Consider the following 25,275-nt stretch of genomic DNA (forward strand, 5'->3'; position numbering starts at 1 on the left):
TTGCAAATATAGTAAAATTATTTTAGGTTTACAAAACTTTAGCTTTGTTTTCTTAAAATTTATATTTATGGTGGTTTTTAAAAGGGTGTTGAGGCTTTCTATCCCTCGAAATGGTGGGCTATGCTGTCCATAAAAGGGGTGAGCTCGCGGGTGTAGGACACGTTGTGCCAATCGCGGGCGGTGAGGGAATAGGCTACGATGAGGCGTCGTTTGGCACGCGACATAGCTACGTAGAACTTGCGGGCGTCTTCTTGGTTCTGCTTTTCGGTGGTGTTGCGCTTGTTCGGATAGCGTTCGGAGGCAGCATCGAAGACGATGACGTTGTCGAATTCGAGTCCCTTTGCCTTGTGTACGGTGGTAACGTAGACACGCTCGTCAAGGCTCTTACTGTTGCAGAAGTCGCTTTCTTTCATCGTGCTGATTTCCAGCATATAGCGGTTAATCTGTTCAATAAGTGCATTAGGTATGCTTTCATCGGTGAGTAAGTCGAGTTCCAAGTAACGCAGGAAGTAGGGCAGACGGTCTATTTCGCCGATTAGTCCTTGCGCAATCAACTCGTTGTAGGTGTTCTTCACCTCTTCGACGAGGGCTTTCTCGCTGCCCGCTTTCAGCTCGTAGCAATGCGAAAGTGCGGTGTTGAAAAACGGTGCGTAGGCTGCACGGAAGCGTTGAGCGCAGGGAACAACCTGCTTGTGTGCCATAAAGGCGGCTTGCAGGGGCTGCTGCTGTGCGGCTTTATCGGCGCAAAGGCGTACAAGCGAGATGGTTGCAGCAACGTCGTCGATGGCTTGGTGCGAGTTGATACCTGCGAGTTGGAAGTGCTCTAAAAGCGTTTCCAGCTTGTAAGATGGTAGCCCCGGAGCCAATAGGCGTATGAGTTTGAGCGAGTCGAAGCAAGGGTTGGTGTGGTTTTTCATACTGTCGGCAGGCGTATATCGGCGCATATTGTAGTCCAAGATGTTGCTGTCGTAGGCAACGTTGTGCCCTAAGAGAGCCGCATCGCCCACGTATTGCCAGAACCGTTGCAGGGCTTCGGCAGGCGAAAGCAGCTGTCCGCTGTGCATCTTCTCGTGGTAGATGGCATACATTGGGTTGTCTTTCTCGCCGAGTTTGGGCAGAATGGTCTTGTCGGTGCGTATGTAGAGGTCGAGCGGTTCGCCCACAATCTCGCCCTTGTGGAGTCGTATGGCTGCTATTTCGATGATGTCGTCGGCGAATACATTCAGCCCCGTAGTTTCCGTATCGAACACTACGATGTCGCCGTCGTTGTAGTTTTGCAGGAAGTCGGCGGTGTAGTTGCTGTCTTTATACAGCAGGAAGTCGGTTGGCGAGAGCGACAGTTGGCGCAGTTTGTGCACGAAACGGCGGGCAAGACCTTTAGAATCGAACACCTTCAGTCCTTTCAGCAGGAGCGACCACGCAAGTATGTTCTGCTCGTTGTTCAGCACAGCGATGTGGGCGATAAGCGTTTTCATGGCAGGCGTGTCGAAAAGGTCGCGCCCCGACACTTTCAAATAGTTCACACCGTGGCGTTCCAAGGCTCTGCTAACCTTGTCGGCGTCGGCATTGGCGTTTACAATGACTGCCGTTGTAGCCGTTGCATCTTGCTGAAGTAGGCGTGCCGATGTTGCTGCGACGGCATCGGTTTCGTCTTCCACCGTATTGCTTGTCAGCACCACGAGGTCGCCTTGCTGGGCTTTAGCGTCGTTGTCGGTGAGTGGCAGCAGCTCGCGGTCGATGTGCAGCTGGTGTTCGGCATAGTCGTTGAACACGTCCAAGAGGTATTTTGGCGAGCGGTGGTTCTGCAGCAGGTGGTGAATGTTGCCTTTGCAGCGTGTTTTCAGCAGACTCAGCATTTCTATTTTTGCACCCATAAACGAGAAAATGGCTTGCTGCTCGTCGCCGAGATACATCACCATAGGGTCGTCGTCAGCCACCAACAGGTCGATGATGGCGAGCTGCATGGCGTTTAAATCCTGCACCTCGTCTACCTGAATCCACTTGTATTTGCGATGTGTGGCACCTGCCCTGTATATATTATAGGTGTAGAGCAGCAGGTCCTCGAAGTCCAGCATTGCGTGTTCCTTCTTGTATTCGGCAAAGAGTTTGGCGTAGTGCATTTTGGTTACGAGTGCCCGAATGCTTTCCGCCATCTGTCGGTTGATGTACGGCGAGTCGGCTTCGTCGGCATACTGCATTGCGTTGTTGTATATTTCCAGCACCGTTTGCTCGTTGTAGGGCTTGCCCTGCGAGTGGCAAATGTGTCTGATGGCTTCGCGGTCGTTGTCGGTAAGGCACTCTGGGTGAAGGAAATACTTCCACTCGTGGCGATGCTCCATTTGGAACATAAGGTGCGAAAAAAGAATTATCTGCTTGTATTCCTGCTGCTTTTTGTAGTTGTTCATTACGGCTTCTTCGCCCTCTTGCCTGTATTCGGCAATGATGCTGATGGCTTCTTCGTCGTCGATAATGGACGTGTCGGCAGATACTTTCCCCTCTTCAAACAAGAATTTGGAACAGAAATGGTGCACGTTTCCTACTTGCAGACTGCTTGTGTCGTTGTCTTTCATCACCGTGCGAATACGGTTCAGCATTTCGCGTGCTGCACGGTTGGTAAACGTAAGGCACAGCATATCAGCGTATTCCAATCCCTGTTGCCGTGCGTGGCGTATGCGTTGGGCAAGAATATGAGTCTTTCCGCACCCTGGCGATGCCAAAACAAGGTGGTGTCCGTGCTGTGCGTTTACTACCTTTCGCTGACTTTCGTCGAGCAAGTCGTATGTTTCCATTTCTTTCATAGCCTGTTTGTGGGTTATGCAGACAAAAGTACGAAAAAGAAAAGAGATAGCCGAACAATGGTAGGAAAAAGTATTTGGGGTGGGAGAGCGGTTACGCAACGAAGGCAAGCGTCGCCTTGTAGAAACGTGATGCAGCACGTTTCTAACACTAAGTTTGGTTGCCTTATCAGTGGAAAGGTGCGACAAATTGCAGCAATAAAAGTGTAAATATTTTTTATAAGTATAAGTGTTGTATAACTATCTTGTTATCAACGCTTTGCAAAACCTATTGTTTTGCATTCCAAAAGCGGCTGTTTTGCACGGTAAAAGCGTATGTTTTGCGTTGCAAAAGAGGCACTTTCGCAATGCCAAATCGAAATTAGCGTTTTTCTTTGGAATAATCTTTACAAAAGCAAAGTGATTTTTCAATTTTAAACTAGAAGCCCTAGTGAATTATAGAAGAACTAGAATTTACTATAAATACCCTCTAAAACACACCCTTCGCCCCATCTATACGAAAAGCGTTATACCGCTATATAAAACGCTGCAATCTAAACTTGGGCAAGGCAAATACAAACTGTGTGTTATCGTGCACAGCCATAAAGTGAGAAAAAAGCATCGAAAAGATTTGGTGCAACGAATATTTCTGCATACCTTTGCTCCCGTTATCCTGAAAACAATCTTTTTTACCTTAAATTCACTAATACCTATTGAAGATTTGGAGCGGTAGCCTGAGAGGGGTCATCGCTTTTTTTTGCCCCATATAAACATTGTTTACACACCAGACATACACCCCACGCAAGGCTTTCCACGTGCCAGTCCATAAGCGTAAGGGTGCAACTTATCAGATTCCTAATACCTAACAATGCAAGGCAATAGATACAAGAAAGGGACGTGAAAAATCACGTCCCTAATGCTTTGAGGCAATGTTTATGGCGTTTTGCCTCTATGTTTCCTGCTGTTCGCAGGGCTGTTATTTAAACTTCATACCTAAGTGTTTCATAATGAAACCGTAGATGTCGGCTTGTTCTTCCAACTGTTTTGCCAATGGTTTGCCGCTGCCGTGTCCTGCCTTGCTGTCGATACGAATGAGGACAGGAGCTGTGCCAGCCTGACAATCTTGCAAGGTTGCTGCGAATTTGAACGAGTGTGCGGGCACCACACGGTCGTCGTGGTCGGCTGTTGTTACGAGTGTTGCAGGGTAGCTTACACCTTTCTTCAGGTTGTGCAGGGGCGAATAAGAGTACAGATATTCGAACATTTCCCTGCTGTCTTCGCTTGTGCCGTAGTCGGGAGCCCAGTTCCAGCCGATGGTAAACTTATGATAGCGCAGCATATCCATTACGCCGACTTGCGGAATGCAGACTTTGAAGAGGTCGGGGCGTTGCGTCATACAAGCACCAACGAGGAGTCCGCCGTTGCTGCCGCCCATAATGGCGATGTGGTCTTTGCTTGTAAAGTTGTTCGTAATGAGCCATTCGGCAGACGAAATAAAGTCGTCGAACACGTTTTGCTTTTGCATTTTTGTGCCTGCAACGTGCCATTCTTCGCCATATTCGCTACCGCCACGCAGGTTTACCTGTGCGTAGATACCACCATTTTCGAGGAATGGTATGCGCATTGACGAGAAACTTGGAGGCAACGACACGTTGAAACCACCGTAACCATAGATGAGCACGGGGTTCTTGCCGTTTCGCTTCAAGTCCTTCTTGTAGGTAAGGAACATCGGAACACGTGTTCCGTCCTTGCTGGTAACGAACACTTGCTGCGTGGTATATTTGTCGAGGTCGAACTTAATCTTCGGTGCAGTGTAGACGGTGCTCTTGTTTTCGGCAATGTCGTACTGGTAAATGGTGCCTGGAACGGTGAACGAAGAGAAGCTGTAGAAACATTCTTTCTGTCCACGCTTGCTGTTTACGTAAGCACGTCCTACGGTAGGAAGCGTTATTTCGTTGAGTTCCTTGCCGTCAATCGAGTAGACATAGAGGTGTGTGGAAGCGTCTTGGCTGTAAGTAAGTATGAGTTTGTCGTCGGCAAACTGCACGTCTTCGAGCACGCTCTTGCTTTCGGCGATGAGCTCTTTCCAGTCTTTAAAGCCTGGCTTGTGTATGTTGGCAACCATTACACGGCCACGTGGCGCACCGTCGTTGGTGAGCAAATAGATGTTGTCGCCGATGGTTTCGATGGGGCTGTACTGCAAATCCATATTGGAAGTCATCTGTATGAACTGCGAGTTTGGCACACGAAGGTCGCGCACGTATAGGTTCATACCCGAGCCTGCACCGCTCTCATTGAGGAACATCATGGTTTCGTCCTCGTTCAGCGACACCGAGTAGAAGCGCAGTGGGTGGGCTGGATTCTGATAGAACAATACGTCGTCGCTCTGTTTCGTGCCTATCTTGTGGTAGTAAACCTTGTGCACTTCGTTCTTTGAACTGAACTCCTTGCCCTTTTCGGGAGCATCGTAGGCACTGTAAAAGAAGCCGTTGCCGCACCATTGCGCGCCGCCAAACTTCGCCCATTCTATATGGTCGGACAGCAGTTCGCCCGTTGCAACGTCCTTCACGTATATTTCCTGCCAGTCGCTGCCACTGCGCGAGATGACGTAAGCCATATATCTGCCGTCTTTAGAGAAGCTCGTGTTCTGCAGTGCCACGGTGCCGTCGTCGCTCAGCTTGTTAGGGTCGAGAAACTCGTTGAGCTGTCCTCCCAACTCGTCCATTTGGTAAAGAACACTCTGGTTTTGCAGTCCGTTGTTCTTATACACATACCATTTGCCATTCTTGTTGAACGGTGTGCCCACCTTTTCAAAGTCTGCCACCTCCTTCAAGCGTTTCAAGAGCTTGGCACGGAAGGGTATTTTCGCCAAATAAGCGTTGGTTACTTTGTTTTCAGCCTCTACCCACGCCATGGTTTCTTGGCTTCGGTCGGCTTCCAAAGGGCGGTAAGGGTCGGGCACTTTCACACCGAAGTATGTGTCCACAGTGCCGTCTTTCGGTGCCTGCGGATAGACAATGTTCTGTGCTGTCATTGTTGTTGCTGTCAGCGCAAGTGCCGACAATGCGATAAACTTTCTCATTCTGTTGTTAGGTTTATGTTATTCCAATATTTTATTTGCCACAAAGATACTAATATTTTTTGTATTTCTAAATTCACAACAAGTATTATTATGCAGATAATTTTCGTCCTTTTGATTTTCTGTTTGTCTTGCTCGATATTGTAAAGATAATTCCGTTAAAAAGTGGCAATTGCGTTTTGGCATTGCGAAAGCGGCTGTTTTGCATCGCAAAACAGCCGCTTTTACCTTGTAAAACCTACGCTTTTGGAATGCAAAACAATAGGTTTTGTAATGTGTTGATGGATAAGTAGTTAGGCGACAGTTGCGCTTGTGAAAAATATTTACACTATTATCGTCTGTTTTTGCCTATATACAAAAAAGACCGTAGCATAGAATGGGGTATGCTACGGTCTTTTTATTGTCGGGCACCAATGCTGTTCTTGCTGTTCGATTAATGCGTTTATGCTTGTATGTAGGCACGCCTTTTGGCTGTACCTGCGCCTTTACTTAAACGTAAGTTCGTCTGCGTTAGGGTTCTTGCCGATAGCGATGGTTTCGCCCTCGTGGACTTTTCCTGCAAGTATTCTTTCGCAAATGCCGTCTTCAATATAGTTTTGTATGGCACGTTTCAGTGGGCGTGCGCCGAACTGGACGTCGTATCCCTTCGTGGCAACAAACTCTTTTGCCTTGTCGGTGATGGTGATGTCGTAGCCGAGTTCCTTTACACGCTTGAAAAGACTGCGCAGTTCGATGTCGATAATCAACTTGATGGCAGCGAGGTCGAGCTGGTCGAAGGTGATGATTTCGTCCAAACGGTTCAGAAATTCGGGTGCAAACTGCTTGCTCAGGCTTTTCTGTATGATGGCACGAGCACGCTCCTTGTCTTGTTCGTTGTGCGAAAGTCCGTTGATATTCGCTGCCGTGAAGCCCACGCCTTGTCCGAATTCCTTCAGCTGGCGTGTACCCGCATTCGACGTCATTATAATAATGGTGTTGCGGAAGTCAATCAGGCGTCCGTTGCCGTCGGTGAGTCTGCCCTCGTCGAGCACTTGCAATAGCATGTTGAACACGTTGCCGTGTGCCTTCTCTATCTCGTCGAGCAAGACGATAGAGTAGGGGTGGCGTCGCACTTGCTCGGTAAGCTGTCCGCCTTCTTCGTATCCCACGTATCCCGGAGGCGCACCAATGAGTCGGGAAGTGTTGAAACTCTCGGTATATTCGCTCATATCGATGCGGATAAGGGCATCTTTAGAGCCGAACATAATTTCGGCTAACTTCTTTGCCAAGTAGGTTTTGCCCACGCCTGTGGGACCGAGGAACATGAACGCACCTATGGGGTGGTTGGGGTCTTTCAGTCCTACGCGGTTGCGCTGAATGGCTTTCACCATCTTTTCGATGGCTTTATCCTGTGCGATAACCTCTCGTTTCAGATTGTCTGCCATATTGACAAGTCGCACGCCTTCGCTTTCCTGCATACGCTGTACGGGTACGCCTGTCATCATCGACACCACGTCAGCCACCTTGTCTTCGTCCACTTCCACACGGTTGTGGTCGTCGCCGCGCTCCCATCTCTGCTGTGCGTCCTGCAGTTTTTGCTCTAATACGGTCTGCTTGTCGCGGAAGTTGGCAGCCAACTCGAAGTTTTGGTTCTTCACCGCCTCCTTCTTGTTCTTGTCAGCTTCGTCCAATTCCTTCTTGAGTTCCACGATTTCGCTTGGCACCTGTGCATTTTGCAGGTGTACACGAGAGCCTACCTCGTCCATTGCATCGATTGCCTTGTCGGGGAAGAAGCGGTCGGTAACGTAGCGGTCTGTCAGTTTGACACACGCCGTAATGGCTTCGTCGGTGTACGAAACGTGGTGGTGAGCCTCGTAGCGGTCCTTGATGTTGTTCAGAATCTGCAAGGTTTCGTCTACCGTTGTTGGTTCTACGAGCACCTTCTGGAAGCGGCGTTCCAATGCGCCGTCCTTCTCTATGGAGTTGCGATATTCATCTAATGTCGTTGCGCCGATGCACTGTATGGTGCCACGGGCGAGGGCTGGCTTCAGTATGTTGGCAGCGTCCATCGAGCCTGGGGTAGAGCCTGCACCGATGAGGGTATGTATTTCGTCGATGAAGATGATGACGTCGGGGTTCTGTTCGATTTCCTTGATGAGTGCACGAATGCGCTCCTCGAACTGTCCGCGATACTTCGTACCTGCCACAACGCCTGTCAAATCGAGGGTTACGACACGTTTGTTGAAAAGGATAGGCGACGTCATACGCTTCACGATGAGTTGCGCAAGTCCTTCAACAATAGCACTTTTACCCACACCGGGCTCGCCGATGAGAATAGGGTTGTTCTTCTTTCGTCTGCCTAATATTTCGCTTACGCGCTGTATCTCCTTTTCGCGCCCCACCACAGGGTCGAGTTTGCCTTCCGCAGCCGCCTTCGTGAGGTCGGTTCCGAAGTTGTCGAGCACTGGCGTACCTGTTCTTGGCGCATTGGCTTGTGCCGTTCTCGTGCCGTCGCCGCTGCCACTGTGTCGGTTCATAATAGGGTCTTCGTCCTCGTCTTCGCTTGCCATGCCGATGCCGTCCTGTATCGGGTCGGTGGGTTGGTAGAGATGTTCGAGAGCCTTGGCGTAGTTAAGGTCGTTGTTTTGCAGCACTTCCTTTGCGCCATTGTTCACGTTGTCGTGCAGAATGGCGAGCAATAGGTGCTGTACGTCAACCGTTTGGGTGCGCTGGCTGCGTGCTTCGAGCACTGCCAACTTCAATATGTTGTTTGCCTGTTCGTTCAACATCATATCGTTGGAGAGCGGCAACTGACCTTCGTTTTCGTTGCGTACACGTTCTTCCAACTGACTTTTTATGTTCTCCAAATTGAGGTGTAATTTCCCAAACATATTGCTTACAGCCCCTTCTTTCTCTCGTAGAATGGCGAGCATAATGTGTTCTGGCCCCACTGCGCGGCTCGCCAATCGTTCGGCTTCTTCGCGGCTGTAGGACAGAACCTCTGAAACTTTGGGTGAAAACTGATTTATCATATTATTCTTGTACCTTTCTTTTTGTGTTATAAGGCATTTGCCTTGTTCTCAGACTTGTATTGCAAATGGTGTGCCAAAGAGAAAATGGCAAGGGGAAACACGTTTGTTTCTTCTTGCCACTTCTGTATTTATAACGCTTCGTCGTCGGGTTTGCGAATGTTGCGCACCTTTTTTGTCTTCAGGTGTTTCTTCTTTCGCAGCCATGCTGCTTTGCGTTGTTCGTATTCTTCGTAATGTTTCTCCAAGAAGTTATCTGCCATGGAACTTGCTGTAAACGACCGACATCTTTATGTTTCCTTTCGACTTGTCGCCTCCGAGCAGCATCGTGCTGGTGAGTCCCATATAGTATGAGACTTTGTTGATGACGGTATTCTTATTTTCATCTTTCGTTGTTTTCAATTCTACGGGTATCACGAGCACTTTCCCCCAATTAGGATTGCTGCCCGCAGTGGCACGGTTGCGTATGAAGTAGTTCACGATTCCTGCCACGTTGTTGAACTTGTAGCTGTTGCTTTGTGCATTGTAGGTAGCGATGAACGACGTCTTGTTGTCGTTTAGTTTGTTCTTTTCAAAGAATATGGCAGCCGAATCTGTTGGCAGAATAAGGACGTTTGTCGGTATGTCCATATTGTATTTCGATGCCTTTTTGTTCGTTATTCTCTGGAGTTCGAACTTCGCTGTGTTCAATGTATCGTTTTCGTGCCCTTTCATTATTTCATTGATGGGCAGCTCAACTTCCGTAAAGAGACCCGCAGGAGTCTTCAGGTACGATACGTCAGGGGTGTTTATCAATGCCTTCAGCTGCTCTTGGTCGGACTTGAAGTTGGTAAGCTGCAACACTTCCTCGGTGCTGGTGAACTGGGTAACTCCTGTTTTTATCTTGTCTTTGTCCTTCGTGTCCTTATAACGATAGTACACTACGAGTTGCACGGCTTCGATGGCAGCCATAGAGCCAAGCCCATTTGTAACCTTGATGTAGAAGCCTGGGCAGATGTTGTTGAGGAACTTGTAGATGTTACGGAAATCGTTTGGATTTTCATAATACTTGTTCATCATATACGTACCGTAGTTGTTGTAAACCTTGCCTGCCTTGTCGGTGTACGGTTTGTTCAGTCTTACCTTGATACTGGGCACGTAGTTCTTGTCCTTCTTTACGCTGTCGGGCACTGTAAATTCCGTCAGTGTGTAGGTGCTGGCTATTTCCAATCCGTTGTTTGCTGCGGTACGAAGATATCCTTCCGCCTCTGGGTCGAAGTCGGTGAGGTATTTCTTGCCCTCCTTTACGGGGTGGTCAAGTTCGTAGGTGGTGATTTTGATTGGTGCCAGCGAGTCGCCGAAGTGCGTAAAATAGTACAGGCGCAGTTCGCAAGAGTCGGCAACGATGTTTCCGCTTGCGTCTTTGCTCTGCACAATGTCCTTCTTAGGCATCTCGAAGTTGGGCAAAACGTAAAGTTGCGACATAAGATTTGCCGTAATTTCCGACTGTGTTTCGAGGTCTTTTATCTGCCCGAGATACCCTTTTGCCGAACGCGAGAGTATGCGGTTAGCCAATATGCTGTGCGCACCGACATTGAATGTGTCGGCTTGTACTTTAAGTTTGTCTGCCTCGTCTGTGAGCGAACCACCGATTCCACCAGTTGTATCGTCGCAAGAGGTTAGGGCTAACGCCATAAGGGCGAAGCCAAAAGCTAAGAGTTTTGCTTTCATTCTATTAATTTATTGTAGAACTCAGTGTACTTTGTCTTTATTTCGTCTGTTTCTTCAGGCTGCAACATAATGTTCTCCTTGTTGTCGTTGGCATACTTCATCAACTCTTTGTTCACATCGTTGCTTGTCTGTATGATGCCGTCGGAATAGTCTATGGCAAGCTTTCCCAACTCCATGAAGTCGAAATTGTCGCCGTATTTCTCTATTTTACTCAATTCAGCGTCTCTGAATTCGAGGCATTGCTTGAACTTTTTGCCCAAGCTGTCGTGTGGTTGCTCAGAGAACAGCGACGTAACAACTTTGGAATTGGCAAACTGCGGTTCGTCGCGATAAGCTGTTTTAACGTAGAAAGGCACTACGGCAGACATCCAACCTTGGCAGTGAATAACGTCTGGTGCCCATCTTAGCTTCTTTACGGTTTCCAATACGCCGCGCGCAAAGAAAATGGCACGTTCGCCGTTGTCTGGGTAATCGTTGCCCAATTCGTCCTTTGTCATTGCCGACCGCTTCTGGAAGTAGTCCTCGTTGTCGATGAAATAGACTTGAATATGTGTCTGCGGTATGCTTGCCACCTTGATAATCAGCGGGTGATCCATTTCATCTATGATGAGATTCATACCCGAAAGGCGTATTACCTCGTGCAGCTGGCCGCGTCGTTCGTTGATGGCAGCCCATTTCGGCATAAATGTGCGAATTTCAAAACCAGCGTCTTGCATATGTTGTGGCATATCTGCGCCAAAGATTGACATCTCCGAATTCGGAACATACGGTGCGATTTCTTGGTTTATGAACAATACTTTCTTTCCCATTTTCTTTTACTTTACTATCGGCAAAGTTACGGAAAAATATTGAAATTACGGCTTGAAAGTTTTGAAAACGTCTATAAAAGGTAGAATATTGGTATATTTTTAGCGTATTCTTACGAGTTTTAAATAAAATTGTTGTTACTTTGCACCCGAATTACAGAAACTTCAAAATGAGAATATTTGAAAAGGTTGTCGATTTACAGAACGAACTTTTCGAGGTTCGCAGGCAGGGAAAGACCGTCGGACTTGTGCCCACGATGGGCGCATTGCACGATGGGCACGCCTCGTTGGTAAGACAGAGCGTGCAGCAGAACGATGTAACCGTAGTATCGGTGTTCCTCAATCCCACACAGTTTAACGACAAGGGCGACTTAGACCGCTATCCACGCACGTTGGACGCCGACTGCAAACTTGTGGAAGCGTGCGGTGCTGACTATGTTTTTGCGCCGTCGGTGAGCGAGATGTACCCCACACCCGATACGCGCCACTTCGAGTTTCCGCCACAATCGACCGTTATGGAGGGTGCGAAACGCCCGGGACACTTCAACGGCGTATGCCAGGTTGTCAGCCGTTTGTTCTACATCACGCGCCCCAACCGTGCCTATTTCGGCGAGAAAGATTGGCAGCAGATAGCTGTGGTGAAGCGACTTGTAGGCTTCATCAATATGAATATCGAGATAGTGGAGTGCCCCATCGTGCGCGACGAAGACGGACTGGCAAAGAGTTCGCGAAACTCGCTGCTCTCTGCCGACGAACGAGCCATAGCTCCTAATATATATAAGGTGTTGAAATCGAGCACCAACGAAGCAGGAAAGATGAGCGTTCAGCAACTTCACGACAAGGTGGTGGCAGACATTAACGCCATCGAAGGCTTGGAAGTGGAGTATTTCGACATCGTAGACGGCAACACCCTGCTGCCTGTGCAGTCGTGGGACGACACGCCGTACGTGGTGGGCTGCATCACGGTTTATTGTGGCAAAACGCCTATCCGACTTATCGACCATATTAAATATAAGGGCTAAAGAATATGCAGATAGAAGTATTGAAGAGCAAATTGCACTGCGTTAAGGTTACCGAAGCCAACCTTAACTATATAGGAAGCATCACCATCGACGAGGATTTGATGGACGCTGCCAATATGATTGCTGGCGAAAAGGTTCAGATTGTGGACAACAACAACGGCGAACGGTTCGAGACTTATATTATAAAAGGTGAACGAGGCACTGGCTGTATCTGTCTGAACGGTGCTGCGGCACGCAAGGTTCAGGTAGGCGACACGGTCATCATCATCAGCTATGCCCTGATGGACTTCGAGGAAGCAAAGGCATTCAAGCCCACAGTGGTATTCCCCAAAGAGGGCAACCGACTCTAAGAATTAGACCCCACCCACCTTGTTTCAAGCGTGGAAGAACGACTAAAAAACTGTAAACATTTTCTACAAACATAACTGTTGTGTAACAAACTTGTTGTCAATGCGTTGTGAAACATACGCTTTTGCTGTGCCAACGTGTAGACAGAACTATCTGAATTATATAAAAAACAGCTATGGATATAGAAAACATACTGAACAAGATACAGCAAGTAGAGCATGGATTTCAGCATATCATCGATGCAACCGATGAAATTCTTTCCTCATACTCAAAGAAAGAATGCTTTGAACTTGCGCTCAAGCTGTTCAAACACGATGCCTATCAAGTCCGAATGTTGGCAACAACAATGTTGGGGCGACTGGCAACAGAGGATAACGATGCACTTTGCTTTCTGAAAGAACAAGTCGGTATCGATAAGAACTGGCGCGTGCAGGAGATGCTTGCAAAAGCTTTCGATGACGTTTGCAGGCACAGAGGCTACGAAACTTGCTTACCGCTCATCGAAGAATGGATAAACAACGATAACCCAAATGTTATCCGTGCAGCAACAGAGGGCTTGAGGATTTGGACAAGTCGTCCATTCTTTAAGGAAAACCCATCGGTGGCAATTGCGCTGATTGCCAAAAACAAGGCACACGAAAGCGAATATGTGCGGAAATCGGTAGGGAACGCTCTGAAAGATATAAGCAAGAAGCACAACGACTTGATACAGAGCGAGGTTGCGCTATGGGACTTGAACAACACTTTAACAATGTTTACATACAAATATGCAACCAAGTTGTTAAAGAAATAACAGAAAGGACGGAGCGTTATGCTGGTAAAAGCAAATAAAAAAGCTACATTCCCATACGGCTTACAGAGAGTTTGGGAGGTTGTAACCTCGCTTACCAACTACTCGTGGAGAAGCGATATTGAGAAGATTGAAGTGGTATCGGACACGCAATTCATAGAAACAACGAAGGACGGATACAGAACTGTGTTTACCATAACAAAACAAGAGCCTTGTAGATTGTGGGAGTTTGATATGGAAAACGAAAATATAAAAGGACATTGGGTGGGAGTTTTCAGTGGAAACGACGAAAGTACGACAATTGATTTCACGGAATACATCGAGCCGAAGAAATGGTTTCTACTTCCGTTTCTGAAGATATACTTGAGGAAACAGCAAGCCCAATACATCAAAGATTTAAGAAAGGTACTGTAATGCAGCTATTCTAAGCATAACAGTCTTACGCCACAACTCTGCGAAATTCGCTGTAAGGAATAAAGGAAGTTTAGCGCAGACAACTATCTCCTTTCGCTTTTCTGAAGGAAAAGGAGCATTTACCCCTTTACTCAACTTCGTTCGCACACCTTATTATATATATACGCGAGTTCGGGTTAAGAATGTCCTTGTAAAAGTTGGAAATCTCGTTAGTTTTTTGTAACTTTATAGTTGTAAATCAATAACTTACAAAACAGCCAAGCAATGATTACCAAAGACAAAGTTACGGAAATATTCTGTATTATTGATGAGTTTGACAAGAATTTGAATGTTGAACTGAGTAAAAACCTATGTTTACCATCTTATAACAGCAATGGAAAACGTTGCAGGAATCGTAAGGGAAGGCTTTCTGAGAGTGAAATCATGACAATCCTTGTGTGCTATCACTTCGGTACATATCGTAATTTCAAGGAGTATTATCAGAACTGTATCCGTGGGTGGCTCAGGCATGAATTCCCTGCTGCCGTCTCCTATAACCGTTTTGTGGAACTCACGCCCCGTGTGTTCCTCAAGATGATGTTGTTCATGAAGCTCCATGCCTTCGGCAGGTGTACAGGCATAACGTTCGTTGACAGCACGATGATTCCTGTATGTCACAATGTAAGACGGAATTTCAACAAGGTCTTTGCCGGTCTTGCCAAGAACGGCAAGGGTACCATGGGCTGGTGTCATGGATTCAAGCTGCATCTGCTCTGCAATGATTCCGGTGAAGTGATAACATTCTGTCTTACAGGGGAAAACGTAGATGACAGGGACAGTAGAGTGTGGTCGGTGTTTGCAAAGGTTCTCTATGGAAAGGTATTTGCTGACAGAGGATACATCAAACAGGAACTCTTCGAGAGTCTGTTCAGTCAAGGTATCGGGCTCGTTCATGGACTTAAAGCAAGAATGAAGAATAAGCTTATGCCTGTATGGGACAAGATTATGATGAGAAAAAGATACATCATCGAGTGCATTAATGAACTGCTAAAGAACAAGGCGAACCTTGTACACTCACGACACCGGTCAATACATAACTTTATCATGAACTTATGTTCTGCCCTTACGGCGTATTGCTTTTATGAGAATAAGCCAGAGGCACTGCCGGTATATGTAGAAAATTCAAGACAGTTAGAACTATTTGCATAATAAACTTATCCCGAACTGGCGTAGAGTTTCTAGAAAATTCTAGTTCTCCTAGAATTTTTAGACGAATCTACTTTTTCTTCGGTACCAGCAGCGTGATAAACCACGCCCATACATATAAAAAGCTATGTTTATAAATGTGCGCCAATATAGGCTTTATGCTGTATACGGCATTCTGTTTTTACTCTCATCGGTGGCATTACAAATAAAAACGCGGAACGTATAGATATTCTATCGTTCTGCGTTCTTTATTTTAAAGAGTTTATTATCTCCTCACTGGTTGTGTGAACTACCTCTGTGAGAGGTACAAAATATTTCTCTTTTTATAGTTTCCTCATATTTTACTTGATGATAACCTTGCGTCCGCCCTTAATGAAGATACCACGCTGAGGATTTGTAACACGCTGACCATTGAGGTTGTAGTAAGCGTTATCAGCGTTCTTCTCTTCTGCGTCAATCGTTACAATGGCATTTGTAGTGTTATCGTCAGAGAAAGAGAACTCTACCTTAGAGCCTGCAGGCATTCCTTCTATCTTGGCATAAGCCTTGTGTACAGGGATAGAAACGGTGCTAGCCATAGCCTTTTTAAAGATACCTTTCTGCATTACATAGATAACCTCGTCGACTGTTGATGCCCCTACATTGCGAGGATTTACAGTAACACCATGCATAATGTTGTTGGCAATGGTGTAGTTCTTGTCATCGTCCTCACCGATAGCGTAGTAGAAGTCGCTTGGTGTGGTTTCGTTGTCGAGAGCCTTAAGCAATACGCCTGTATAAGCAGGCACATAGCCAAAGTTACCGTTGCCAACGCCGTTCACATCTACACTTGACATTCTGATGTGGTAAGTAGAGGTTCCATAGTCACCATTGCCTGGCTTCACTTCGCCCAACTTAGCAACGAAGGCACCTATTTTAGCAGTACTCTTTTCTCTGCTGTAGATGTTGAAGTCTACGTCAAACTCACGAGCAAACGTTCCGTACTTGTAACTGATCTTCACGTCCTTAATTTGGTAATCAATTTGTGAGGTGAAGTTGAATTTACTCGTTTCCTCCTTATCGGTATCTTTGTTGTAGACAGTCTTAGCCCACTTTTCCTTATAGGTATCGAGCGCTGACTTCTTTACATATATTGTGGTTGTTGGTGCAAACTCGCTGTAGTTAGTTCCTGTTTCGTCTAACTCGAAGCGAGTGGTACTCAACATCTCCTTGGTAGGATTGCTCTCGATGAAGAACACGCTCTTCACAGTGCTCTCGAGCTTATTTTTGTCTTTGCTGGTGATGAAAGCCTTGGCACCAATGTACTTGACATCTTTTCTCACCACTACTTCCTGAACTTTCTCGCTTAGACCTTCGAAAGCGTAATCACCTATCAGGCTCACGTTGTAAGTCTTGCCTTCATGCTTGATACTTGTAGGCAACACAAAGGTGTGGTCTTCGCGTTTCGTGCTGAGCATATCTACGGCGTTGTCTGACACAGCGATATATTCCTCACGACCTTCGGTGAACGACTGTCCTATGCCTTTAAACTTCTTGTAGAAAGCTTCGGCATTATATTGGCTATAGAGTTCCTTGCGAACGTTAATGGTGATGTTCTTGAACATTTCAGGAGCCTGAGAACCATCGTCGAACGACATTGTATTCTTCGACTGATTGATGTTGTTCGGATTAATCATCTTATCGCAGAGGAAGGTAATAGTATTCAAGTTCTTGCAGAGACCGAAAGCACGTTCACCAATTGTAGTTACCTTGTTAGGAATTGTAACATTGGTAAGTTTGGTACAATCGAAGAAAGCGTAATTTCCAATCTTCACTATAGATGGAGGGAGCAATGTGAAATTGCTGTTCGCCTTTCCAGGAGGGAAGATACGAAGTTCTTTCTTGTCTTTTGACAGCAAGTAGCCGTCTACGCTTGAGTATACTTCATTCTTCTTGCTTACATTGATATCTGTCAGGTTGTCGCAATACTTAAACGCTTCAGGGTCTATCTTGGTTGTGAACTCGGTTACATCAATCTTGTTGAGAACCTTACAGCTACGGAAAGCTTCGCGTTCGATGGTCTTCACCTTCTTAGGTATGCTGATACTTGTCAAACCACAGTCGGCAAAGGCACCTGCGCCAATTTTTTCAATATCTGCATCATCATGAAACTTCACGGTGGTCATATTCTTACAACCACTGAAAGCATTAAGTTCTATATTCTTCACTGACTTGGGGAAGTTGAATGATTCAAGTTTCTCGGCATTGGCAAAGGCATTAGACTCAATGGTTTCCAAATCGCAGCTACCCTCAATATTGAAATTCTTGAGTTTCTTATTTGTCGCAAATGCAGAGGCTTTGATTGTCTTCAGCTTCGAACCTTCAGGAATTGTGATTTTCTCTAACTCCCCACATTCGTAGAAGGCAGCAGCAATCTCGGTAATAGAAGCTGGCAAAACCACTTCTTTCAATTTATCGCAAGCTCGGAACACATCGGCTTTGAGTTCTTTAACTTTAGAAGGGGTTTGAAAATTAACAGTAACAAGTTCTTTCATATTACGGAAAGCTTCCACACCGATGGTTTCCACTGTGTTAGGAATATCCATTGATTTAAGTTTGTTTGCCCCTTGGAAGGCTTTCTGTGCTAACTCCTTAACAGTTGTTGGGATATTGTACTTTTCTCCGTCCTTAGCAGGTGGATAGAAATAGAGGATATCCTTGTTTTTAGAAAAGAGGACGCCTGCTTCGTCAGTAAAGTCAGGATTGTCTGAATGCACCTTGTATTCTTTAAGTTTTGAACACTCCTCAAAGGCTCCTTCTTTTAATCCAGTTGTTCCAGTCCCTTTTAAGAGGGTCTTAGGTATCGTAATCGTCTCGAGCTTCTGTGGTTTGTAAAGTGCAGATACTTCCATTGTTTCCACATTATTCAAATCAAGAGAAGTCATATGTAGATTAAGCATTATTGCAAATACAGCAATCCTCTTGATGTCAGCTGGAACCTGGTAAGCCGCAGTAGTTTTTGCTCTTGGATAGCAAACCAACGTTTTCGTAACGTCATTGAACAGTACGCCATCTTCGACTCTATAGTTTGTTGTACCACCAGCAGGCATCTCAAATTCTACCAAGTTGGTAGAAACAACAATAGAAGGGTATTTCTCTTGTACGTCTTTCAAATTCTTAGGTAGCACTATCTTCGTAAGATTGGTAATGCCGTGAAAAGCATTGACGCAAATTCTTTCCACTTCGCCGTCAACCGTATAAGTGCCAGTTGAATTTCCCTCCATTACTTTTGATGGAACGCAACGAAGTTCTTTTTTGCCTTTCGTATAGAGTGCGCCTTTGTCATCAGACTCAAATACGGTATGACCAGACTCAACAGTACACTTGGGAACCTCTTCCACCGCCGACCATGCCGTTTCTAATATTTGTGTTACACTTTTGGGAATGTTTATTTCGGTGAGTTTCGCACCCTTGAAACAATCATTGTTTAACTTTATAATGGTTTCAGGCAATTTTACAGAGGTAACCCCAAAAGAAGTATAACCACTTTGGAAACCCACCTCGGTAACCTTGAAAGTTGTTCCCTTATTATCGTTTATCGTAGCAGGAATCTTCAACGCTCCAGTTATTTTTGTGCCCAAAAACATTAAAGAAGCGTTTTCCTTTTCTGGCACAAGAACTTTGTAGTAGGTATTACCATTATCGAACGAAACAATCTCATGGACTGTGTAAGCCCAAAGGCTTTGGGGTATTGCCATGAGCAGCAATGGTAATAATAAAAATCTAATTTTTCTCATATTTATCATTTAACGTGATTAATCTTACCCTCAAGCTAATTTTGTCCATACTTACCATTGGACTACTCTTAATACTTAAATAAAGATGAAATTCTTTCAAACTATGGTTTACCCATATTATCCTTAGTCATTGATTACATAATGTTTGCAAAGTTAAACATTTTATTGAAAATAAACAAACTTTTATTGAAAAAATACATTATTGCTATGCAAAACAGACTCACCGCTTCCGAGACCTCAAGTCCTTCTACTTAGGCTATATCTGCCAGCATATGCGTGGAGACTTCCCACATCGGATTTCCTACAACCGCTTCATCGAGCGTCAAGCACAGGTCGCACTGCACCTGTTGCTGTTTCTCCAGACATGTGCACTGGGCAAGTGTTCAGGCATATCCATCATTGATTCCACACCACTGTCTTCCTGCCACATCAAGCGTGAGCGGCAGCACAGGACCATGAGGGGCTGGGCGGCAAAGGGAAAGTGCACCATGGGCTGGTTCTACGGCTTCAAGCTACATCTTGTCATCAATGACAAGGGAGAGATTATCCAGTGGAAGCTCACGCCAGGAAACGTAGATGACAGGGAACCATTGAAGGATAAACGCTTCACCGAGAGGTTGTTTGGAAAACTCTTCGCAGACAGGGGGTATATCAGTCAGAACCTCTTTGAGATGCTCTTTGTGGACAATATACATTTGGTGACCAAGATAAAGAAGAACATGAAGAACTCCCTGATGAGCCTGTATGATAAGTTGTTGCTCAGAAAGCGTTCTGTGATAGAGACGGTGAACGATGAACTGAAGAATGTGTGTCAGATAGAACACACCAGACATCGCTCTTTTGATAACTTTGCAACAAATCTGATAGCAGGAATCATTGCATACAATCTGTTGCCAAAGAAGCCAGAAATGAACATAGAGATAATTGATAAAAGCAGGATAATTGCATAGAGCTTATATCGAACTCACGTTAAATGAGTTACACAACAGGAACGTCTGTGAAAAATGTTTACACGCTTTTCCCCTTTCTCTTCTTTATTGGAAGGCTTATAGTAAGGTGTTTGTTAAAACTTTTCGCTTATGTTTTTGCCATGTAAACTTTAATGTTTATCTTTGCAGGAGTGGGCTGAAAAGGAAGTAAAGCCATACTTTGCAATTACTATGAAAGAACAACAAGATGATAAACAGGGGGCACAGAAAGGCGTTTTGCGGCAGAGTGTGCCCTACAACAAACTATTTTTCTATCAAAAGGCAGATGCCATATACCAACTGACGTATGTATTTTGTCAGCGTTTTCTGCCCAAATATGGCGACCGTACAGTAGACCAAATGGTGCAGGCCGCACGTTCGGGCAAGCAAAACATTGTAGAAGGAATAGAAGACGGCAGCACTTCGACAGAGATGGAGCTCAAGCTGCTCAACGTGGCTCGCAGTTCGCTGCAGGAGTTGCGCGAAGACTATGACGACTATCTGCACACGCGTTGTCTTACACGATGGACGCCTGAGCATTCGCGCTACAATGCTATGCTCGATTTCTGCAAGCGGCACAACAAGGCGGGAGATTATCTGTTGTACGCCAATAAGTGGACAGCCGAGGAGTTTTGCAATACGTTGCTTACGCTCTGCCACATAACAGACAAGATGATGTGCAGCTATCTTGCTCGTTTAGAAAAGCAGTTTGTGGAGCAGGGAGGCATTAAGGAGCGTATGTATGCTGCCCGCACGGGGTATAGGAAAGCGCAAGAGGAACTGCTGAAAAGGCTGCAAGCCGAGAATGTGCAGCTGAAAGCAGAGGTGGAAAAACTGAAGGCAGAGTTGGCGAAGCGGTAGGGGTAGGTTGCTTTAGGGCTGATAGGGGTTTATAGAGGCTTTAGAACTCCTAGAAAGACTAGGAATTCTAAAAGCTTTAAAGCATTTACCGCTGCTTCGCCTTCCTTGCATATTCAAAGAGCGAAGAGGGTAGGTGGCAATACCCTGTGGGATTTTTCTCAAGATAGTCTTGGTGGTATTCCTCGGCAGGGTAGAAGTTCTTGAGCGGAAGGAGTTCCACTTCGAGGGGCACAGAGTGCTTGCGCTCTTCTGCATCGAACACCTTTTTAATGATAGCACGGTCGGCAGGGTCGGTGTAGTAGACCCCTGTGCGATATTGCGAGCCGCGGTCGTTGCCCTGCTGATTGTGGCTTGTAGGGTCGATAGACACGAAGTAGAGCTTCACAAGGAAGTCTAACGAAACCACGTCGGGGTCGTACTTTATGTGTACGGCTTCGGCAAAGCCTGTGGCATCGGTGCATACTTCCTTGTAGGTGGGGTTCTTTGTGTTGCCGTTGGCATAGCCCACTTCGGTAGACAGCACGCCCTTCACCTGCTTTATGTAGTGTTCTGTGCCCCAGAAACAGCCGCCAGCCACGTATATTTCCTTCTCTCGGCGCAACAATTTGGTGTACTCTCCGTAGCCTTCCTTTTCCATTTCGGCAAGCGGAACGAAACGCAGCGACGCACTGTTGATGCAGTAGCGCAGTCCGCCCTTGTCGGAAGGACCGTCATTGAACACGTGTCCGAGGTGGGCATTGCCCGTTCGGCTCTTCACTTCGGTGCGCTGCATACCGTGCGAATTGTCGGCTTTCTCTACCACGAGACGTTTGTCGATAGGCTTCGAGAATGCAGGCCAGCCGCAGCCAGAGTCGTATTTGTCGGTAGACGAGAATAGCGGCTCGCCCGTGGTAATGTCTACATAGATGCCTGGGCGAAACTCGTTGTCGTACTGGTTGGTAAACGGTCGCTCCGTAGCCGCTTGCTGTGTAACGGCATACTGTTCGGCTGTGAGTTGGCGGCGCAGCGTTGCGTCGTCGGGTCGTGTGAATGTTCTTGTTGTCATATTGCTTTTATTGATGATAGAGTCGCCACTTTCTTGGGTGGCCGACTTGGTGTTATTGCTGCACGATGCGCCTACGGCAGTGAAGAGCAAAGCCAGTAGAGGCAGCAGCAGACGGAATGTTCCTGTTATCTTTCGGTACGCCATTAACGAACTGATGAATGGCGAAAATGCAGTGGTTGTGTTAAGATGTTTCTTCATCATAATTCTATTAGTTTTATTGTTTTACTTTGCTAAAGTAGCAAAAAACATTCGTTCTGCCGTTACTTCTTTATTTTATTTAACAAAAAGAATTGTAAAGGAAACAGTGGGCTAGACAGAAAAAGTTGTAAAAATTCTATTTATTGTTTGGCGTGTTCGCAATAAATAACTATATTTGCAATATGAAAATCCGACAATAACGTCGGCAATAGTAAACAAGATTTGTAATTATGGACATTAACAAAACAATGCAAGATGCATTCAACAAGCAGATTGAAGCCGAACTTTGGTCGTCTAATCTCTATTTAGGTATGGCTTTTTGGTTCAAGAAAGAGGGCTGGAACGGTTTTGCAAACTGGTTGTTCAAGCAGGCAGACGAAGAAAGAGAGCACGCACTCGATATGGCAAACTATCTGGTAACTCGTGGCGGTGTGCCTACAATGAGTGCAATTCCTGCTGTAAAGAACGATTGGAAAGATGCCAAGGAGGTGTTCGAGGCTGTGTTGAAGCACGAACAGCACGTTACCGACCTTATCAACAAGTTGGCAGATGTTGCTGACGAGGAGAAAGACCGTGCATCGCAGAACTTCGTAGCGAAGTATATCGACGAACAGGTAGAGGAAGAGAAGAACGTACGAGACATTCTCTTGCTCTTCAAGCAAATGCCAATGCACACACTCGCACACATCGACCGCAAGGTTGGCGAGCGCGAATAGGCAAGGCAATCATAAGCAATTTTTTGTTTTTAGGGGACTGTCCGCAAGGGTAGTCCCCTTTTTTGGCACTGCAGAAACTTAATGGAACAGTCTTCTTTAGGAACGAAAGGAAAGCCGTAAAGCTGTAAATATTTTTCGCAAGCGTAGCTGTTGTGTAACTATCTTGTTATCAATGCTTTGCAAAACCTATTGTTTTGCGTTCCAAAAGCGGCTGTTTTGCACGGTAAAAGCGTAGGTTTTGCAGCGCAAAAGAGCCGCTTTCGCAATGCCAAATCGAAATTAGCGTTTTTCAAAGAAATTATCTTTACAAAATTAAGGCTGTTTCTATTTGTTGGTTTAAAGTTCTAGGTATTTTAGGGAAACTAGAATTTCTATATGAAACTTTATTTTTTCAGCTGTGCCAGCAGCGTGATACTTCACGCCTCTATACACCCAATCGTCTTGTTGCGTGGGTATCAACGGCGCACTGAAAAACCACTCCCCGAAAATATCGGCTACGTTATTCCTTTGCAACTTCGAGTTTTTTCAGTAACTTTGCAAGCACTATACAATATAAACAAGGTAAATATGGCACTATATCCAAAACTCATTACCGACGCATTGGAGCAGGTAATGTACCCCGGAACAAAGAAAAACCTCATAGAAAGCGAAATGCTTGCCGACGATATACGCATCGATGGAAACAAAGTGAGCTTCACTTTGGTGTTTCCACGCGAGACTGACCCCTTTATGAAGTCTACCATCAAGGCTGCCGAAGCGCAGATACACTACTCGGTGGGCAAAGATGTGGAAGTAGAAATAAACACCGAATTCAAGTCTGCGCCACGCCCTGAGGTGGGCAAAATGCTGCCGCAGGTGAAGAATGTAATCGCCGTCAGTTCGGGAAAAGGCGGCGTGGGCAAGAGCACCGTATCTGCCAATCTCGCCATTGCCTTGGCTCGCTTGGGCTACAAGGTGGGCTTGTTGGACACCGACGTGTTCGGTCCCAGTATGCCGAAGATGTTTGGCGTAGAACAGGAACGCCCTTTCGCCGTAGAGAAAGACGGCAGGCAACTCATCGAACCCATCGAAAAGTATGGCGTGAAGTTGCTTTCCATCGGCTTTTTCGTAAACCCCGACACCGCAACGCTGTGGCGTGGCAGTATGGCTTGCAACGCTTTGAAGCAGCTGATTGCCGATGCCGACTGGGGCGAGTTGGACTATTTCATTCTCGATACGCCTCCGGGCACGAGCGACATTCACCTCACGCTTCTCCAAACTTTGGCTATCACGGGCGCAGTCATCGTTTCTACCCCGCAAAACGTGGCACTTGCCGATGCGCGTAAGGGCATAGATATGTACCGAAACGAAAAGGTGAATGTGCCAATTCTTGGTTTGGTGGAGAATATGGCGTACTTCACGCCTGCCGAACTGCCCAACAACAAGTATTACATCTTCGGCAAAGACGGTGCAAAGAACCTCGCCAAGGAAATGAACTGTCCGCTTTTGGCACAGATTCCGTTGGTACAGAGCATCTGCGAGAACGGCGACAAGGGCGAGCCATCGGCAGTAGACATCGACAGCGTAACGGGTCAGGCATTCATAAACCTTGCACAAGCTGTGGTTACGGTGGTGAACCGACGCAACAAGGAGCAAGACCCTACGAAGATAGTGAAGGTGTCGCAGCAGTAAAAAAGATAACGAAACAATAACAAAAAATGGGAAGCCGTGTTGGGCTTCCCATTCTTTTTTCTGCTTGTAAAGGCGTTGTTCATCGCCTTCTTCGCATTTTACGTTATATGGTGTTGAACATCAGACAGATAAACGGAGTATGGCGAGTTATGCCTTTGTGTTTTTCTGCTGTTGTTCCAACTTCTCTGCTTCGCGCACCTTCTTTAGTTTTCTGTGTGCAGCGATGTGCGTTACGAATACGATGGAAACGACAGTACCGCCCTTTATTACCTCGGGTACCTTGTCTTTGAAGTGTATTAAACCGTTGATGGCAATGAACAAGCCAATTGTGGCAACCTCTATGGCGAAGATGCGGTAGAATTTGCTTGCCACAACGGCTTGACGTACAGTCTTTATTTCAAAGTCGTTGCGTACCCAACGCTGCGTGGGGCGATAGGAAGCGAGGTGCAATAGCACAGCGGCAATACTGATAGTGGTTAGTGCTATGAGTATATCGGTTTCGGCTTTGTGCCTTGCAATAGCCACAATGCCTATTATCCACATAACGAGGAGGATAGCTGCCGACACGGCTTCGTAGATAGTAGATTGCTGCGTACGGCGTAGTCGGAGTTTTTCAATCGGTGTTGTTGCCATCTTTATTGTTTGTTTTTATTGTAGCTTCACCCTTCGTTTTCTGCTTCGGAAGGCGGCGTGCCTTGCGCAGTGCTTCGGTTATAATCCACTGCAGCTGTCCGTTGGTAGACCGAAACTCGTCGGCTGCCCACTTCTCTATGGCACTCATCGTGTCCGCATCGACCCGAAGAATGAAGCTTTTGGTGTTGTTGTCTTTCTTTGCCATGTACTTTTTCGCTTACGGCTACAAAGCCATTGGTTCTTTTTCTGTTCGTCAAAGCGTCGTTTTCTT

The 25,275-nt window shown here is 46.2% G+C and carries 19 protein-coding genes and 1 pseudogene; 10 read left to right on the forward strand and 10 right to left on the reverse strand.

The features are described 5' to 3' along the window. Positions 1-98 precede the first annotated feature (98 nt). The 6 genes from BWX39_RS09095 to BWX39_RS09120 form a co-directional block, all read right to left on the reverse strand. The gene (locus BWX39_RS09095; RefSeq protein ID WP_028905964.1) at positions 99-2,798 is read right to left on the reverse strand and encodes a 3'-5' exonuclease; all 2,700 of its coding nucleotides are present in this window, start codon (positions 2,796-2,798) and stop codon (positions 99-101) included. A gap of 952 nt (positions 2,799-3,750) precedes the next feature. Beyond that, positions 3,751-5,856 carry a prolyl oligopeptidase family serine peptidase gene (locus tag BWX39_RS09100; RefSeq protein WP_028905963.1) on the reverse strand — a complete coding sequence of 702 codons (2,106 nt, stop codon included), beginning with the start codon at positions 5,854-5,856 and terminating at the stop codon, positions 3,751-3,753. A 482-nt stretch (positions 5,857-6,338) separates the two neighbouring features. Beyond that, positions 6,339-8,864 (reverse strand): ATP-dependent Clp protease ATP-binding subunit, encoded by a 2,526-nt coding sequence (locus tag BWX39_RS09105; RefSeq protein ID WP_028905962.1) that lies wholly within the window; start codon positions 8,862-8,864, stop codon positions 6,339-6,341. A gap of 128 nt (positions 8,865-8,992) precedes the next feature. After that, positions 8,993-9,124 carry a hypothetical protein gene (locus BWX39_RS09110; protein ID WP_025000786.1) on the reverse strand — a complete coding sequence of 44 codons (132 nt, stop codon included), beginning with the start codon at positions 9,122-9,124 and terminating at the stop codon, positions 8,993-8,995. Continuing rightward, positions 9,114-10,571: a DUF4270 domain-containing protein gene (locus tag BWX39_RS09115; protein ID WP_028905961.1), complete on the reverse strand. Its 1,458-nt coding sequence runs from the start codon at positions 10,569-10,571 to the stop codon at positions 9,114-9,116. The genes BWX39_RS09110 and BWX39_RS09115 overlap by 11 nt, the downstream gene beginning before the upstream one ends. Beyond that, positions 10,568-11,380 carry a glycogen/starch synthase gene (locus BWX39_RS09120; protein WP_028905960.1) on the reverse strand — a complete coding sequence of 271 codons (813 nt, stop codon included), beginning with the start codon at positions 11,378-11,380 and terminating at the stop codon, positions 10,568-10,570. The genes BWX39_RS09115 and BWX39_RS09120 overlap by 4 nt, the downstream gene beginning before the upstream one ends. Positions 11,381-11,547: 167 nt before the next feature. On the opposite strand from BWX39_RS09120, the gene panC reads away from it, so the two are divergent. The 5 genes from panC to BWX39_RS09145 all read left to right on the forward strand — a co-directional run bounded on the left by panC (position 11,548) and on the right by BWX39_RS09145 (position 15,139). Next, the gene (gene panC, locus BWX39_RS09125; protein ID WP_028905959.1) at positions 11,548-12,399 is read left to right on the forward strand and encodes a pantoate--beta-alanine ligase; all 852 of its coding nucleotides are present in this window, start codon (positions 11,548-11,550) and stop codon (positions 12,397-12,399) included. A gap of 5 nt (positions 12,400-12,404) precedes the next feature. Then, positions 12,405-12,749, forward strand: coding sequence for an aspartate 1-decarboxylase (gene panD / locus BWX39_RS09130; protein ID WP_028905958.1), 345 nt, complete (start codon positions 12,405-12,407; stop codon positions 12,747-12,749). A gap of 173 nt (positions 12,750-12,922) precedes the next feature. Next, positions 12,923-13,540 (forward strand): DNA alkylation repair protein, encoded by a 618-nt coding sequence (locus tag BWX39_RS09135; protein WP_028905957.1) that lies wholly within the window; start codon positions 12,923-12,925, stop codon positions 13,538-13,540. Positions 13,541-13,558: 18 nt separating this feature from the next. Next, positions 13,559-13,951 (forward strand): SRPBCC family protein, encoded by a 393-nt coding sequence (locus tag BWX39_RS09140; RefSeq protein WP_028905956.1) that lies wholly within the window; start codon positions 13,559-13,561, stop codon positions 13,949-13,951. Between the two features lie 264 nt (positions 13,952-14,215). Further along, positions 14,216-15,139: an IS982 family transposase gene (locus BWX39_RS09145; protein ID WP_076123387.1), complete on the forward strand. Its 924-nt coding sequence runs from the start codon at positions 14,216-14,218 to the stop codon at positions 15,137-15,139. A 338-nt stretch (positions 15,140-15,477) separates the two neighbouring features. Here BWX39_RS09145 and BWX39_RS09150 read toward each other — a convergent pair whose 3' ends face one another. Beyond that, complete coding sequence (locus tag BWX39_RS09150) at positions 15,478-18,912, reverse strand: leucine-rich repeat domain-containing protein (RefSeq protein WP_076123472.1); 3,435 nt, start codon at positions 18,910-18,912, stop codon at positions 15,478-15,480. Positions 18,913-19,130: 218 nt separating this feature from the next. On the opposite strand from BWX39_RS09150, the pseudogene BWX39_RS09155 reads away from it, so the two are divergent. Together BWX39_RS09155 and BWX39_RS09160 are read left to right on the forward strand one after the other, a co-directional pair. Further along, a pseudogene (locus tag BWX39_RS09155) lies at positions 19,131-19,862 on the forward strand (IS982 family transposase); the annotation flags it as partial. Between the two features lie 210 nt (positions 19,863-20,072). Beyond that, positions 20,073-20,741: a four helix bundle suffix domain-containing protein gene (locus BWX39_RS09160; RefSeq protein WP_028906362.1), complete on the forward strand. Its 669-nt coding sequence runs from the start codon at positions 20,073-20,075 to the stop codon at positions 20,739-20,741. 85 nt (positions 20,742-20,826) lie between these two features. On the opposite strand, the gene BWX39_RS09165 is transcribed toward BWX39_RS09160, so the two are convergent. Further along, positions 20,827-21,786 carry a bifunctional methionine sulfoxide reductase B/A protein gene (locus BWX39_RS09165; RefSeq protein ID WP_244271538.1) on the reverse strand — a complete coding sequence of 320 codons (960 nt, stop codon included), beginning with the start codon at positions 21,784-21,786 and terminating at the stop codon, positions 20,827-20,829. Between the two features lie 428 nt (positions 21,787-22,214). Here BWX39_RS09165 and BWX39_RS09170 point away from each other — a divergent pair, with 428 nt between their 5' ends. The 3 genes from BWX39_RS09170 (at position 22,215) to BWX39_RS09180 (ending at position 24,371) form a co-directional block, all read left to right on the forward strand. Beyond that, positions 22,215-22,700: a ferritin gene (locus BWX39_RS09170; RefSeq protein WP_028906364.1), complete on the forward strand. Its 486-nt coding sequence runs from the start codon at positions 22,215-22,217 to the stop codon at positions 22,698-22,700. A gap of 150 nt (positions 22,701-22,850) precedes the next feature. Continuing rightward, positions 22,851-23,048, forward strand: coding sequence for a hypothetical protein (locus BWX39_RS12595; RefSeq protein ID WP_076123389.1), 198 nt, complete (start codon positions 22,851-22,853; stop codon positions 23,046-23,048). Positions 23,049-23,267: 219 nt separating this feature from the next. Continuing rightward, the gene (locus BWX39_RS09180; protein WP_014708395.1) at positions 23,268-24,371 is read left to right on the forward strand and encodes an Mrp/NBP35 family ATP-binding protein; all 1,104 of its coding nucleotides are present in this window, start codon (positions 23,268-23,270) and stop codon (positions 24,369-24,371) included. 147 nt (positions 24,372-24,518) lie between these two features. Here the strand turns inward: BWX39_RS09180 and BWX39_RS09185 are convergent, their stop codons facing one another. Both BWX39_RS09185 and BWX39_RS09190 read right to left on the reverse strand, forming a co-directional pair. Continuing rightward, the gene (locus tag BWX39_RS09185; protein WP_036860892.1) at positions 24,519-25,004 is read right to left on the reverse strand and encodes a hypothetical protein; all 486 of its coding nucleotides are present in this window, start codon (positions 25,002-25,004) and stop codon (positions 24,519-24,521) included. Beyond that, positions 24,985-25,209: a type II toxin-antitoxin system antitoxin gene (locus tag BWX39_RS09190; RefSeq protein ID WP_028906366.1), complete on the reverse strand. Its 225-nt coding sequence runs from the start codon at positions 25,207-25,209 to the stop codon at positions 24,985-24,987. Before BWX39_RS09190 ends, BWX39_RS09185 begins: the two co-directional genes overlap by 20 nt. Positions 25,210-25,275 lie beyond the last annotated feature (66 nt).

Origin of the sequence: Prevotella intermedia ATCC 25611 = DSM 20706 (assembly GCF_001953955.1) — a bacterium.
Classification (GTDB): domain Bacteria; phylum Bacteroidota; class Bacteroidia; order Bacteroidales; family Bacteroidaceae; genus Prevotella; species Prevotella intermedia.

What these genes read in the sequence shown, in the direction of transcription:
- BWX39_RS09095 (WP_028905964.1), bottom strand. Translation starts at nt 2,798, where the DNA reads ATGAAAGAAATGGAAACATACGACTTGCTCGACGAAAGTCAGCGAAAG.
- BWX39_RS09100 (WP_028905963.1), bottom strand. Translation starts at nt 5,856, where the DNA reads ATGAGAAAGTTTATCGCATTGTCGGCACTTGCGCTGACAGCAACAACA.
- BWX39_RS09105 (WP_028905962.1), bottom strand. Translation starts at nt 8,864, where the DNA reads ATGATAAATCAGTTTTCACCCAAAGTTTCAGAGGTTCTGTCCTACAGC.
- BWX39_RS09110 (WP_025000786.1), bottom strand. Translation starts at nt 9,124, where the DNA reads ATGGCAGATAACTTCTTGGAGAAACATTACGAAGAATACGAACAACGC.
- BWX39_RS09115 (WP_028905961.1), bottom strand. Translation starts at nt 10,571, where the DNA reads ATGAAAGCAAAACTCTTAGCTTTTGGCTTCGCCCTTATGGCGTTAGCC.
- BWX39_RS09120 (WP_028905960.1), bottom strand. Translation starts at nt 11,380, where the DNA reads ATGGGAAAGAAAGTATTGTTCATAAACCAAGAAATCGCACCGTATGTT.
- panC (WP_028905959.1), top strand. Translation starts at nt 11,548, where the DNA reads ATGAGAATATTTGAAAAGGTTGTCGATTTACAGAACGAACTTTTCGAG.
- panD (WP_028905958.1), top strand. Translation starts at nt 12,405, where the DNA reads ATGCAGATAGAAGTATTGAAGAGCAAATTGCACTGCGTTAAGGTTACC.
- BWX39_RS09135 (WP_028905957.1), top strand. Translation starts at nt 12,923, where the DNA reads ATGGATATAGAAAACATACTGAACAAGATACAGCAAGTAGAGCATGGA.
- BWX39_RS09140 (WP_028905956.1), top strand. Translation starts at nt 13,559, where the DNA reads ATGCTGGTAAAAGCAAATAAAAAAGCTACATTCCCATACGGCTTACAG.
- BWX39_RS09145 (WP_076123387.1), top strand. Translation starts at nt 14,216, where the DNA reads ATGATTACCAAAGACAAAGTTACGGAAATATTCTGTATTATTGATGAG.
- BWX39_RS09150 (WP_076123472.1), bottom strand. Translation starts at nt 18,912, where the DNA reads ATGAGAAAAATTAGATTTTTATTATTACCATTGCTGCTCATGGCAATA.
- BWX39_RS09160 (WP_028906362.1), top strand. Translation starts at nt 20,073, where the DNA reads ATGAAAGAACAACAAGATGATAAACAGGGGGCACAGAAAGGCGTTTTG.
- BWX39_RS09165 (WP_244271538.1), bottom strand. Translation starts at nt 21,786, where the DNA reads ATGACAACAAGAACATTCACACGACCCGACGACGCAACGCTGCGCCGC.
- BWX39_RS09170 (WP_028906364.1), top strand. Translation starts at nt 22,215, where the DNA reads ATGGACATTAACAAAACAATGCAAGATGCATTCAACAAGCAGATTGAA.
- BWX39_RS09180 (WP_014708395.1), top strand. Translation starts at nt 23,268, where the DNA reads ATGGCACTATATCCAAAACTCATTACCGACGCATTGGAGCAGGTAATG.
- BWX39_RS09185 (WP_036860892.1), bottom strand. Translation starts at nt 25,004, where the DNA reads ATGGCAACAACACCGATTGAAAAACTCCGACTACGCCGTACGCAGCAA.
- BWX39_RS09190 (WP_028906366.1), bottom strand. Translation starts at nt 25,209, where the DNA reads ATGGCAAAGAAAGACAACAACACCAAAAGCTTCATTCTTCGGGTCGAT.